Consider the following 12468-nt stretch of genomic DNA (forward strand, 5'->3'; position numbering starts at 1 on the left):
TTGTGCCCGTTGGGTGCTTATTTGCTGACCGGCGGTTCTACCGCGGGCATCTCTTTCTCAAGATGCGCAAGGTCTACCGCAATGTGGACCGTCTCATCAAGATACGGATCCGGCTCCTGATAGTCCTTCGGCAGATCGTCCAGTTTCTTCAGCGGCGGTTTACCTTCGCGCTTCAGACGGTCGTTAATCCGCGCCAGGCGCGTCGCGTCGTCTTCTTCGTTCTCTTTCTCACGCTGGGCGTAGTTGAGAGAAACGATATAACGCTTATCTTTCATTGCGTTATAGCGAGCGATGTCCTTCATGATGTACTGGAACTCAGGATCTTTGGCAATCCGCTCATTATGCAGCTTCAGCAGCTGCGGATCGAACGGCTTCAAATCACCGGATTTCACGTAGGTCGCCGCATTGACGCTATCCCACGGCAGCGCGTTATCTTCATACTGCTCGCCGGTTTCGCGATCTTCGCTCCCGGTCGGCATCATGATATCCGGCGTGACACCTTTACGTTGGGTACTGCCGCCGTTAATGCGGTAGAACTTCTGAATGGTGTACTGTACGGAGCCCAGCGCCGGCCAGTCAGGGCGCAGCATCTGATCGTAAATCCGGTTCAGCGAGCGATACTGCTGAACGGTGCCTTTACCAAAGGTCGGCTCGCCAACAATTAAGCCGCGACCGTAGTCCTGCATAGCGGCAGCGAAGATTTCAGAGGCCGAAGCACTGAAACGATCGACCAACACCACCAGCGGGCCTTTATAGTACACCACGCCATCGGTATCGCTGTCTTCACGCACTTTGCCATTGTTGTCACGGACCTGAACCACCGGGCCAGACGGAATAAACAGGCCAGATAGCGAAACGGCTTCGGTCAGCGCCCCACCGCCATTGCTGCGCAGGTCGATAACAATGCTGCTGACGTTCTGTTTCTCCAGCTTCTGCAGCTGCACCTTAACGTCATCCGTCAGGCCAACGTAGAAGCCCGGGATATCCAGCACGCCGACTTTCTCTTTGCCGACGGTTTTCACCGACATCTTCACCGCGCGGTCTTCGAGACGAATGCGCTCTCGGGTCAGCGTGACGATGCGGGTTTTGGCCCCCTTACCGGCAGGCAGAACTTCGAGACGCACCTTGCTGCCCTTCGGCCCTTTGATCAGCGCGACAACGTCATCCAGACGCCAGCCGATGACGTCAACCATGCCTTTACCCGACTGGCCGACGCCGACGATACGATCGCCGACGGCGATCGATTTACTCTTCGCCGCCGGACCACCGGCTACCAGCGAATTGATGACCGTATAGTCGTCATCCATCTGCAGTACCGCGCCGATGCCCTCTAATGACAGGCTCATTTCCGTATTGAACTGTTCGGTATTGCGCGGAGAAAGATAGTTGGTGTGCGGGTCAATCTCGCGAGCGAAAGCGGTCATCACCATTGAGAACACATCTTCGCTGTTGGTCTGCGCCAGACGGCGAATGGCGAATTTGTAGCGACGCGTTAAGGTATCGCGAATTTCTTTGTCATCTTTGCCAGTGAGCTTGAGGCTCAGCTGGTCAAACTTAACCTTGGCATCCCACAGCGCGTTGAGCTCGGCTTCGTCTTTCGGCCAGGGGGCTTTGCTGCGGTCAAGGTTGAAATTGTCGTTGCCGGTAAAGTCCATCGGACGTTCCAGCACCTTCAATGCATACTGATAGCGCTCAAAACGACGCTTCTGCGCCAGGTTATACAGGTCGTAAAAAACGTCCAGCTTTCCGGTGCGCAGCTCATCGCCGATTTGATTCTTCTTCGCCGAGAACTGAGCAATATCACTGGCCAACAGCACGTTGTGGCTGTAGTCCAGCAGATTCAGATAGCGGTCGTAAATTTTTGCCGAGAAGGCGTTGTCGAGATCAAATTGCCGATAGTGAGAACGGGTAAAGCGCGAGGTAACGCGCTCACTCACCGTCGCGTGCTGCGGCTCTTCTTTCAGCACGGGAATTTGATCGACTCGAGTGATATCGTCCACGGCGAACGCATGGCCTGCTATTGCTAGCAGGCCCGCAAGCGCGGTGAGCTTAAAGAATGTGTTCATGCCTGGCCCGGCCTCCGTTTCAGAACACCAGGTGTTCTGCGCGTACAATCATTGACATACCAGAAGTCAGCTGTACACGAACGCCATCTTTGGTGATTTCCAGAACGGTGGCGTCCATTGCGTTGTTGCCTGCTTTCACCTTCAGAGCCTGGCCAACGCTTAACGCGGTCAGATCTGATACAGGGGTATGACGCTCTTCACGCGGTGCTTTTGCAACTGCTGGACGCGGCTTACGCTGTTCGGTGCCTTCTTTGCGACGAACCTGAGGACGTGGCTTACGCTCACGACGAGCACCGTCTTCCTGCTGACCCGCAGCGGCGGCGGCTTCGCGCTTTTTAGCCTGCTGGCTTGCGCGCTGCGCCTGAACGCGAGCTTTTGCTTCTTCGAGCTGCTGACGAGCGTGAGCAACATGCTGCTCTTCCAGTTCGCCGCACGGGTTGCCGTCAAGGTCAACGCGGACTGCGCCTGGCTTAACGCCGTACAGATAGCGCCAGCTCGAAGTATAAAGACGTAAAGCGGCACGAAGTTGGGTTTTGCTGAGATTCATCTCTCCCCCAACACGCTCCACGAGATCCTGAAAAATACCGACTTTCAGGGGGCGAGCTTCACCTTCAGCGCTGAAGCACTGAGGGAAACGTTCGGCCAGAAACGCGATAACTTCTTTACTGCTATTCAACTTAGGTTGATTTTCCATGAAATTTCCTGATTACAACGGACGTAGCCAACAAGCCGCAGGCATGAACAGGCGTCATTATAATGACGCCATCGCTAAATGCTACGTTATCCGTTGATTATCCTGCGACGTGGGCGAATATTTTTTGGTAGTCAGTCGCAGAAATGAGTTTTTCCAGATGTGCGACCAGTTCAGCCAGCCCCTGCTCATCCTCAGCGGTGAAGCGGGAAAAGGCGGTGCTGTCGATATCCAGAACGCCAATAATCTGATTGTTCACCTGCAGCGGAAAGACGATTTCCGAATTGCTGGCGGCATCACATGCGATATGTCCATCGAAGGCATGGACATCTTCCACCCGCTGAACGCGATTTTGCGCAACGGCCGCACCGCAAACGCCTCGCCCAACCGGAATCCGTACGCAGGCCAGTTTGCCCTGGAATGGTCCTAAAACCAGCGTCTCCCCTTCGAGCAAATAGAAACCTGCCCAGTTAACCTCGGTCAGGCGCTCAAACAGCAGCGCGCTGGTATTAGAGATCATCGCCAAAAAACTGGTTTCACCTGCCATTAAAGCCTGAAAATCACGGTTCAAATCCGCGTAAAATTCTGTTTTGTTCATTATCTGGTCACTTAGTTGTCTTACTGCGAAACACGCATTGCCTAATAAAATAAGCATTAAATGCGTTCAGGCTCAAGATGAATTCAATCCTGGGTTAAGATAGTGAGATACATTCATTCCTGTACGTAATAAATGCCACTAAAAACACAACCGATAACACCGGCAAAAAAGATGGTCGTGCATGCGGTCAGCCGTCCGCTACCCCAGGCACATTATCACCGCTGCCCGCAGTGTGACGTTCTTTTTCGTTTGCCGGTGCTTAAGCGTTATCAAAGCGCCTGGTGCCCGCGCTGCAATGCGAAAGTGCGTGATGGCCGCGACTGGTCTCTTTCGCGGCTGGGTAGTATGGCCATCACCATGATGCTCCTGATGCCCTTTGCGTGGACCGAACCCTTACTGCGTCTGCATCTGCTCGGCGTACGTATCGATGCGAACGTGATCCAGGGGATCTGGCAAATGACCGGCCAGGGCGATCCGCTCACTGCCGCGATGGTGCTGTTTTGTGCGATTGGCGCACCGGCGCTGCTGGTCATCTCTATCGCCTATCTCTGGCTGGGGAACGTTCTGGGCATGAATTTACGCCCGGTGCTGCTGATGCTGGAAAAACTGAAAGAGTGGGTGATGCTGGATATCTATCTGGTCGGTATCGGCGTGGCCTCCATCAAGGTACAGGATTACGCCTTCCTGCAGCCGGGCGTCGGGCTTGTGGCCTTTATCTCCCTCACCCTGCTCAGCATTCTGACGATCATTCATATGAACGTGGAAGAGTTGTGGGAGCGATTTTATCCCCAGCGGCCTGCGTTTCGGGCCGACCCGGCGCTACAGGTTTGCACCGGCTGCCATTACACCGGCTTTCGCGACGCTCGCGGGCGCTGCCGACGCTGCCATACGCCGCTCCACCATCGACGACCGCAGAGCCTGCAGCGAAGCTGGGCCGGGCTGATTGCTTCGGTGGTGTTCCTGCTTCCCGCTAACCTGCTGCCGATCTCAATTATTTACGTCAACGGCGCACGTCAGGATGATACGATTCTTTCGGGGATTATGTCGTTGGCCAATAGCAATGTGGCGATTGCCGGCGTCGTGTTTATCGCCAGTATTCTGGTGCCATTTACCAAAGTTATTGTGTTGTTTACGCTGTTAGTGAGCATACAATTCAAGTGCGAACAGGGGTTGCGTACCCGCATCATCCTGCTGCGGCTGATTACCTGGATCGGCCGTTGGTCAATGTTGGATCTTTTTGTTATCTCATTAACCATGTCACTGATTAATCGCGACCAACTCCTCGCTTTCACGATGGGGCCTGCTGCGGTATATTTCGGCGCCGCGGTAATATTAACTATCCTTGCTGTTGAATGGCTGGACAGCCGCTTACTTTGGGACGCACATGAGTCAGGAAACGCCCGCTTCACCGACTGAAGCCAGAATCAAAACCAAACGTCGCATCTCGCCATTCTGGCTGCTGCCGGTAATAGCCCTGTTGATCGCCAGCTGGCTGATCTGGACCAGCTATAACGATCGCGGGACGACCATCACCATCGACTTCCAGTCGGCCAACGGGATTGTCCCGGGGCGCACGCCTATCCGCTATCAAGGGGTCGAGGTGGGCACCGTCGAGAATATCTCGCTGAGCAAAGACCTGAGTAAAATCGAGGTATCCGCCAGCGTCAAAGGCGACATGAAAGACGCTCTGCGCAAAGATACCCAATTCTGGCTGGTGACTCCGAAAGCCTCGCTGGCCGGCGTATCCGGTCTTGATGCGCTAGTTGGCGGTAACTATATCGGTATGATGCCGGGCAAAGGCGAACCGCAGGACCATTTCGTCGCCCTCGATACCCAGCCGAAATACCATATCAACAACGGCGAGCTGATGATTCATCTGCAGGCGCCGGACCTCGGTTCGCTCACCAGCGGATCGCTGGTCTACTTCCGCAAAATTCCGGTGGGCCGGGTTTACGATTTTGCGCTCAATGATAACAATCAGGGCGTCACTATCGATGTGCTGATCGAACGCCGCTTTACGAACCTGGTGAAAAAAGGCAGCCGCTTCTGGAATGTCTCAGGGGTTAAGGCCGATGTCGGCCTCGGCGGCGCGAAGGTCCAGCTGGAAAGCCTCTCCGCGCTGGTTAACGGCGCGATTGCCTTTGACTCCCCTGCGGATTCCCAACCGGCTCAGCAAAACGATGAATACGGGCTGTATGAAGATTTGGCCCACAGCCAGCGCGGGGTCCTGGTCACGCTGGAACTGCCTGACGGCGAAGGCCTGAAAGCCGGCTCCACCCCGCTCATGTATCAGGGGCTGGAAGTCGGGCAGCTGACCAAACTCAATCTCAATCCCGGCAGTAAAGTGACCGGTGAGATGACGGTGGACCCAAGCGTTGTCACCCTGCTCAGAGATAAGACGCTTATTCAGATGAAAAAGCCGAAAATCTCGCTGGATAACCCCAGCCTCAGCGCCCTGCTGACCGGGAATACGTTCGAACTGGTGCCCGGAGAGGGGGAGACGCGGAATCACTTTGTGGTGCTTCCGGCTGACAAATCCCTGCTCGATGAACCGGATGTGGCTACGGTTACGCTCACGGCAGCGGAGAGTTACGGTATTGATGCCGGGCAGCCGCTGGTGCTGCACGGCGTGAAAGTGGGTCAGGTTCTGGAGCGCAAGCTGACCGCGAAAGGCGTCACGTTCCAGGTGGCCATTACCCCTGAATATCGCGACCTGGTGCGCGGCGACAGCAAATTTGTCGTTAACAGCCGCCTTGACGTGAAAGTGGGTTTTGATGGCATCAAAGTGCTTGGCGCCAGCGCCAGCGAGTGGGTCGAAGGCGGTATTCGCATTATCCCTGGCGAGAAAGGGACAATACAAGCCAGCTATCCGCTGTATGCCAATATGGAGAAGGCGGAAGAAAACAGCCTCAGCGAAGTGCCCACCACCACTCTGAGCCTGACGGCAGAGACCCTGCCGGATGTTCAGGAAGGTTCGGTGGTGCTGTACCGTAAGTTTGCCGTCGGCGAGATCATTTCGGTTAAACCCCGGCGCAACGCATTTGATATCGATCTGCATATTAAGCCGGAATATCGCTATCTGTTGACCAACAATAGCGTCTTCTGGGCCGAGGGAGGCGCCAAGGTCCAGCTCGATGGCAATGGTCTGACCGTGCAGGCGTCACCGCTGTCACGGGCCTTGAGGGGCGCTGTCAGCTTTGACGATCTCAGCGGCAGCAGCGCCGGCGCGCGAATTGGCAACAAACGCATTCTCTATGCTTCTGAAACCGCTGCGCGGGCAGTCGGTGGCCAGATTACGCTGCATGCCTTTGATGCCGGTAAAATTTCCGAAGGGATGCCGATTCGCTACCTGGGCATTAATATCGGCCAGATCCAGTCCCTGAATCTGATTACCGCGAAAAACGAAGTCCAGGCGAAAGCCGTGCTCTACCCAGAGTACGTCGACACCTTCGCCCGCAGCGGGACCCGCTTCTCGGTGATCACCCCGCAGATTTCGGCCGCGGGTGTCGAACACCTGGATACCATTTTCCAGCCCTATATCAACGTTGAACCGGGTCGCGGCACGGCACGCCGTGATTTCGAAATTCAGGAAACGACGATTAGCGACTCCCGCTACATTGACGGTCTGAGCATCGTTGTCGAAGTGCCGGAAGCCGGTTCGCTGGATATCGGAACGCCGGTACTGTTCCGCGGACTGGAAGTCGGTACGGTCACCGGGCTGACTCTGGGTTCAATGTCGGATCGCGTAATGGTCAAATTGCGTATCAGCAAACGCTATCAGTATCTGGTGCGTAACAATTCGGTCTTCTGGCTCTCTTCCGGCTATAACCTCGACTTTGGCCTGATTGGCGGCGTGGTGAAAACCGGGACCTTTAACCAGTTCATTCGCGGCGGCATCTCCTTTGCCACGCCGCCAGGCACGCCGCTGGCGCCGAAGGCACAGGATGGTAAACACTTCCTGCTGCTGGAAAGCGAACCGAAAGAGTGGCGTGAATGGGGCACGGCCCTGCCACAGTAAGCAAAACGCTCCGGTGTCCCCCGCCGGAGCGTTTATGATAAACTGCGCACCCTTTTTTCTTGTGGTGCGCACCAGTGGCTCAAAACGCAGTCTATTTTCCTGACCAATTCCTCGCTCAAATGCGTGACGCGATGCCCACGCATCTCTCTTTCGATGCGTTTATCGCTGCCTGCCAGCGCCCGTTACGCCGCAGCCTGCGCGTGAATACGCTGAAAATTTCCGTTGCCGGCTTTCTGCAGCGGGTAGCGCCCTATGGCTGGCAGCTGACGCCGATCCCCTGGTGCGAAGAGGGCTTTTGGATCGAACGCGATGATGAGGACGCCCTGCCGCTGGGCAGCACCGCCGAACATCTCAGCGGCCTGTTTTATATCCAGGAAGCCAGTTCTATGCTGCCGGTTGCGGCGCTGTTTGCCGATGGCGACATGCCACAGCGGGTCATGGATGTCGCCGCTGCACCTGGTTCCAAAACCACGCAGATCGCCGCGCGCATGGGAAATGCGGGCGGGATCCTCGCCAATGAGTTTTCCGCCAGCCGGGTTAAAGTCCTGCATGCCAATATCAGCCGCTGCGGCATCAGCAATGTTGCCTTGACCCACTTCGATGGCCGGGTGTTTGGCGCCGCGCTGCCGGAACGCTTTGACGCTATCCTGCTGGATGCTCCCTGCTCCGGCGAGGGGGTGGTGCGCAAAGATCCCGATGCGTTGAAAAACTGGTCGCCAGAGAGTAACCAGCAGATCGCCGAAACCCAACGGGAGCTCATCGACAGCGCATTTCACGCGCTGCGCCCTGGCGGCACGCTGGTGTACTCAACCTGCACCCTGAACCGGGAAGAGAACCAGGAGGTCGTGCAGTGGCTGTTAGCCCGCTATCCGCAGGCGGTCGAGGTATTACCGCTTGGCGCGCTGTTCCCACAGGCTACGGAGGCCTTAACCGCAGAAGGATTTCTCCACGTCTTTCCGCAGATTTTTGACTGCGAGGGCTTTTTTGTTGCCCGCCTCAAGAAAACCGCGGCGATCGAAGCGCTACCGGCGCCGGGTTACAAAGTCGGTAAATTTCCTTTTGCACCGCTTAAAAGCCGCGAAGCCGCAGCGATTACCGCCGCCGCTGCCGCCGTCGGGCTGCACTGGGATGACAGTCATACGCTCTGGCAGCGTGATAAAGAGATTTGGCTGTTTCCGCAAGCGCTGGAATCATTTATCGGCCAGGTCCGTTTTTCGCGGATTGGCATTCGCCTGGCGGAAACCCATAACAAAGGCTTTCGCTGGCAGCATGAAGCGGTCATTGCCCTCGCCGCACCGGATGCCCCGTTTGAACTGACGCAGGATGAAGCGCAAGAGTGGTATCGTGGCCGCGATGTCTATCCTGCAACGCCGCCGCGGCAGGATGAAGTCATCGTCACGTTCCAGGGAGCAACGCTGGGGCTGGCGAAAAAAGTCGGCTCCCGTTTGAAAAACAGCTACCCGCGTGAGCTGGTGCGCGACGGTAAACTTTTTGCTGGCAAGGCGTGATCGCGCGCAAAAAAAGCGCATTTTTTTACTGGCGGTTTGTCCCCCGTTGTCTACGCTGAAAAATGACGGCCTAACTGGTCGTACCACAATTCAGCAGACCAACGGGGTGAATTTATGAGTAAAACCAGCATTCGAATCGGCGCGTTTGAGATAGACGATGCCGAGCTGCACGGTGAACAGCAGGGAGAGCGAACGTTAAGCATTCCTTGCAAATCCGATCCGGACTTATGCATGCAGCTGGATGGCTGGGATGCGGAAACCAGCGTCCCTGCCATTCTTGATGGCCAACATTCCGTCCTCTACCGTAAGCACTACGATCAACAATCCGATGCCTGGATCATGCGCGTTGCCTGATTCAAAAAGAACCCGTCGCCTGAGACGGGTTATTTATTCCCCCCGTTTATGAGCTACCCTATACTGATTAACAAACCCAAACATGAGGCCAGGATGTTCGCCTTAGTTTTGTTTATTTGTTACCTGGACGGTGGTTGCGAAGATATTGTCGTCGACGTCTACGATAACGAACGACGGTGCCTTGTCGCGATGGACGATCAGCGGATACGCCAGGGCGGCTGTTTTCCGGTTGAGGATTTTATTGATGGTTTCTGGCAGCCCGCCAGCGAATACAGCGATTTTTAAGCCGCTTACTGCAGCTGTACCAGGGTCAGTTCACCGCCGAATACCGCCCCCGTATCAATGTAATGTTGATTATCGCTATCATAACGTTGCTTCAACGGCGTGTGGCCAAACCAAAAGTGGTCCGCTCCACCTATTGCGCCATGCCGACCAGCCAGATGGTCCATCAGGCGCTGTCTGCTCCACAGCACCTGTTGCGCATCTACCGGCTGCTGCCAACGATAGGTCGCCGCCGGGTAGTCGGCGTGGGCCACAATATGGCGCAGCGACCCGGCGCTGAGTTCGACAATCAGCGGCAGCTGACGACAGCGACTCAGGAGTTCGTCAATCTGCTGCCGCTCGCCGCGCATGCTCTCCTGATACCAGTGGCCTCCGTTCATGACCCATAGCGTCAACGCCCCGCTCTCTTGCGCATCCAACGCCATCTGTTCATGGTTACCTCGCACCGCACGGAACCAGCGGCAGTCGAGAAGCGCGAGACATTTCGCACTTTGCGGCCCGCGATCGATCAAATCGCCCACCGAGATGAGAAGATCCTGGTAAGGGTCGAATTTTATATGCCGGAGCTGGTTCATCAATACGGCAAAGCAGCCATGCAGATCGCCAACCAGCCAGATATTGCGCCAGGCCGCCCCCTCAATGCGCTGATACATATTTTGTCCCCCTGATACAATTATAGTTAATTCTCCCGCTGCCACCCCGAAGATACACACCTCAATCAAATATAAACGAAACAGAAATATAGTCCGCCAGGATATTAATCTCGCCTTAGCGAGCCCTTAAAATAGAGGCTAAATAACAACGAGGTATTTTATCGTGACGGACAATAGCCTGCACTCAGCCTTCGCACAACAGCCCCGCACAAATCTTATTGCCGATCTGGTGATGGGCAGACTTATTCCCGCTCCGATTTGGCAAAAGCGTAATTACCGGCTGAAATTTTTATTGCGTACGGCCTTATTTTATACGCCCACTCGCGCAATGCTGGATAATCTTTCCGTGCGTCCTGACTTTAATCAGTTACTTGCCGCGCAGGTCACCCTGCCGGGTAAAGTACACCGCCAGTATCTGACCCGTGGGTTAAACGCCAGCCAGCGCGCCCAGGCGATTATCAGCCACTATCAGTTCATCGACTCATTGCCAGGCGCGCAGCTGGCTGCCGCCATGACCGCCGCCAAAGAGACGCCCCTGCTGGAATTGCAGGGTAAAGATGAAACCCGCTTCACTCTCTCGGCCTCCTCCGCAGGTAAAGCCGAGCGCGAAGGCGAAACCACATTGTGGCTGCGCGATGGTAACCAGACGCTGCTGGCCAGCGCCACATTCAGCGTTGTGCGCCAGCAGGAGCAATGGCAGCTGGTTATCGGCGGACTGCAGGGGCCGCGACGTAATGTGCCGCATGAAGTCATCAAGTTCGCCACCCGCGCCTGCTTTGGTCTGTTTCCTAAACGCCTGCTGCTCGAGTTTATCTGGGCGCTGGCCGCAAGAAGCCACATTCAGGCCATTTATGGCGTAAGCGATAACGGCCACGTTTTCCGCGCGCTGCGCTATCGTCTCAGCAAGGGACGCCATTTCCACGCCAGCTATGATGAGTTCTGGCAGTCCATTGATGGCGTAGCCGATGGCGCCTGGCGCTGGCGCTTGCCGCAACAGATGGAAAGGAAGTCGCTGGAGGACATCGCCAGTAAAAAGCGGGCGGAATACCGTCGCCGCTTCCAACTGCTGGACGACCTGGCCGCGCAGGTCGCACGGCTGACTTCCCAACTCTGAGGGAACGCCTGTCCATAGCAAACAAACGCCGTTTTTAAATCACGGCGTTTGCATCTTATCCTGTGGTTTCGTTACTATCATCACTTCATCGTTTCCTTTCGGGTAGCCATTGAAGTTATGAGTAAAAGTGAAATTGCCCTTCTGGTTATCGTGATAATAATTCTCCTCGGCGCGCTTTGGTTTATTTTCAGCGGGGAGATCTGGAATCTGGTCTGCTACCTTGAATCCCAGCTGTATCCGTCAATCGTCGCGCCTGAATAATACGTTGTTTTTATTCCTCCCCTCCTCTTCCTGACGGCCTTTCATTTCCTGTCAACGAGCAGCCAAATAGATCGCAATAAAATAATATGCCCGCGTATCTTCAGGGTATGGATATCCCGCTGCGATGACGACCCCGACTCCGAACGGGCGGCACGCCATCGCCCTGACGTTGACCCGCAGACCCGGATGTCTCCAGCTCAGATTTTCTGTAAAGAGAATGTTAAGGCGTTTTTTGTTGTGGTATAAGGGAAAAAGACCGTAACGGGAAATGAGGGATCGATTGCGGTCTTATTTTGTAACGAGTTGATAAGCTTCAGATAAAAAGAGACCGAACACGATTCCTGTATTCGGTCCAGGGAAATGGCTCTTGGGAGAGAGCCGTGCGCTAAAAGTTGGCATTAATGCAGGCTAAGTCGCCTTGCCTTATAAGAATAGTTTACCGCGTCAGGTTTTCCAGTCCGCAACAAAAGTGGTCGAATAATTCCTGACAAAATGGCCAGCGCCAACAAAAAACCGCCGCTTCCTGAGAGGAATGCTGGCGGTTTTTTATATGTTAATACAGTAAGATAGGTTCGGGTATCAACAAAGCTTCTGCGCGCGCTCAATAAATGGCGCGAGGCTCATTTTTTGTCCCGGATGCTGCGGATCGTCGACCTGGATCACTGAGATCGGCTGAGCGCTGGTTTTACCCGCTTTCACCTGCTGCTCAGCAACATCATTCAACGGATACTGCACCAGCGTGCTGGGGTTAATGGCAAACAGCGCATTCCCCGGGCGACAGGTCAACATCACCTCTTCGCGATTGAACGCCCAATTATCTTTACCCACTTCGAAGCGGCTAACGGTGATAATCTGCGGTGCTGCCAGCGCGACGCCAGAGCTTGCCAGTAACAACATAGTCAGAAGAGTTTTTTTCATGATTT

The 12468-nt window shown here is 55.2% G+C and carries 12 protein-coding genes; 7 read left to right on the top strand and 5 right to left on the bottom strand.

Annotation, left to right across the window (positions count from 1 at the left end; translation table 11 throughout):
* Positions 1-17: 17 nt before the first annotated feature.
* The 3 genes from prc to BV390_RS00595 all read right to left on the bottom strand — a co-directional run bounded on the left by prc (position 18) and on the right by BV390_RS00595 (position 3355).
* Positions 18-2066 carry a carboxy terminal-processing peptidase gene (gene prc / locus BV390_RS00585; RefSeq protein ID WP_032686988.1) on the bottom strand — a complete coding sequence of 683 codons (2049 nt, stop codon included), beginning with the start codon at positions 2064-2066 and terminating at the stop codon, positions 18-20.
* Between the two features lie 19 nt (positions 2067-2085).
* The gene (gene proQ / locus BV390_RS00590; protein WP_004863942.1) at positions 2086-2760 is read right to left on the bottom strand and encodes an RNA chaperone ProQ; all 675 of its coding nucleotides are present in this window, start codon (positions 2758-2760) and stop codon (positions 2086-2088) included.
* Positions 2761-2857: 97 nt separating this feature from the next.
* Positions 2858-3355 (bottom strand): GAF domain-containing protein, encoded by a 498-nt coding sequence (locus tag BV390_RS00595; RefSeq protein WP_064367730.1) that lies wholly within the window; start codon positions 3353-3355, stop codon positions 2858-2860.
* Between the two features lie 132 nt (positions 3356-3487).
* Between BV390_RS00595 and yebS the strand changes: the two genes are divergently transcribed.
* The 5 genes from yebS to BV390_RS00620 all read left to right on the top strand — a co-directional run bounded on the left by yebS (position 3488) and on the right by BV390_RS00620 (position 9520).
* On the top strand, positions 3488-4771 hold the full coding sequence (gene yebS / locus BV390_RS00600; RefSeq protein ID WP_015584017.1) for a membrane integrity lipid transport subunit YebS: 1284 nt from the start codon (positions 3488-3490) through the stop codon (positions 4769-4771).
* The gene (locus BV390_RS00605; RefSeq protein WP_032686986.1) at positions 4740-7373 is read left to right on the top strand and encodes a PqiB family protein; all 2634 of its coding nucleotides are present in this window, start codon (positions 4740-4742) and stop codon (positions 7371-7373) included. The genes yebS and BV390_RS00605 overlap by 32 nt, the downstream gene beginning before the upstream one ends.
* Positions 7374-7447: 74 nt before the next feature.
* Positions 7448-8881 carry a 16S rRNA (cytosine(1407)-C(5))-methyltransferase RsmF gene (rsmF, locus tag BV390_RS00610; RefSeq protein WP_085396355.1) on the top strand — a complete coding sequence of 478 codons (1434 nt, stop codon included), beginning with the start codon at positions 7448-7450 and terminating at the stop codon, positions 8879-8881.
* A gap of 114 nt (positions 8882-8995) precedes the next feature.
* Complete coding sequence (locus BV390_RS00615; protein ID WP_004863958.1) at positions 8996-9235, top strand: YebV family protein; 240 nt, start codon at positions 8996-8998, stop codon at positions 9233-9235.
* A 93-nt stretch (positions 9236-9328) separates the two neighbouring features.
* Positions 9329-9520, top strand: a complete 192-nt coding sequence (locus tag BV390_RS00620) for a YdfD/YebW family protein (protein ID WP_032686984.1) — start codon at positions 9329-9331, stop codon at positions 9518-9520.
* 5 nt (positions 9521-9525) lie between these two features.
* Here the strand turns inward: BV390_RS00620 and pphA are convergent, their stop codons facing one another.
* Positions 9526-10170, bottom strand: a complete 645-nt coding sequence (pphA, locus tag BV390_RS00625; protein WP_032686983.1) for a protein-serine/threonine phosphatase — start codon at positions 10168-10170, stop codon at positions 9526-9528.
* A gap of 142 nt (positions 10171-10312) precedes the next feature.
* Here pphA and BV390_RS00630 point away from each other — a divergent pair, with 142 nt between their 5' ends.
* Entirely contained in the window at positions 10313-11284 is a 972-nt protein-coding gene (locus BV390_RS00630) for a VirK/YbjX family protein (protein WP_206098725.1), read from the top strand.
* Between the two features lie 117 nt (positions 11285-11401).
* Positions 11402-11545, top strand: coding sequence for an Ecr family regulatory small membrane protein (locus BV390_RS31035; RefSeq protein WP_142131748.1), 144 nt, complete (start codon positions 11402-11404; stop codon positions 11543-11545).
* Between the two features lie 579 nt (positions 11546-12124).
* Here the strand turns inward: BV390_RS31035 and BV390_RS00635 are convergent.
* On the bottom strand, positions 12125-12466 hold the full coding sequence (locus BV390_RS00635) for a YebY family protein (RefSeq protein WP_099001803.1): 342 nt from the start codon (positions 12464-12466) through the stop codon (positions 12125-12127).
* Between the last annotated feature and the right edge of the window lie 2 nt (positions 12467-12468).

The organism is Klebsiella sp. YJ (assembly GCF_002108615.1).
Lineage (GTDB): Bacteria > Pseudomonadota > Gammaproteobacteria > Enterobacterales > Enterobacteriaceae > Klebsiella > Klebsiella planticola.

What these genes read in the sequence shown, in the direction of transcription:
- prc (WP_032686988.1), bottom strand. Translation starts at nt 2,066, where the DNA reads ATGAACACATTCTTTAAGCTCACCGCGCTTGCGGGCCTGCTAGCAATA.
- proQ (WP_004863942.1), bottom strand. Translation starts at nt 2,760, where the DNA reads ATGGAAAATCAACCTAAGTTGAATAGCAGTAAAGAAGTTATCGCGTTT.
- BV390_RS00595 (WP_064367730.1), bottom strand. Translation starts at nt 3,355, where the DNA reads ATGAACAAAACAGAATTTTACGCGGATTTGAACCGTGATTTTCAGGCT.
- yebS (WP_015584017.1), top strand. Translation starts at nt 3,488, where the DNA reads ATGCCACTAAAAACACAACCGATAACACCGGCAAAAAAGATGGTCGTG.
- BV390_RS00605 (WP_032686986.1), top strand. Translation starts at nt 4,740, where the DNA reads ATGAGTCAGGAAACGCCCGCTTCACCGACTGAAGCCAGAATCAAAACC.
- BV390_RS00615 (WP_004863958.1), top strand. Translation starts at nt 8,996, where the DNA reads ATGAGTAAAACCAGCATTCGAATCGGCGCGTTTGAGATAGACGATGCC.
- BV390_RS00620 (WP_032686984.1), top strand. Translation starts at nt 9,329, where the DNA reads ATGTTCGCCTTAGTTTTGTTTATTTGTTACCTGGACGGTGGTTGCGAA.
- pphA (WP_032686983.1), bottom strand. Translation starts at nt 10,170, where the DNA reads ATGTATCAGCGCATTGAGGGGGCGGCCTGGCGCAATATCTGGCTGGTT.
- BV390_RS31035 (WP_142131748.1), top strand. Translation starts at nt 11,402, where the DNA reads ATGAGTAAAAGTGAAATTGCCCTTCTGGTTATCGTGATAATAATTCTC.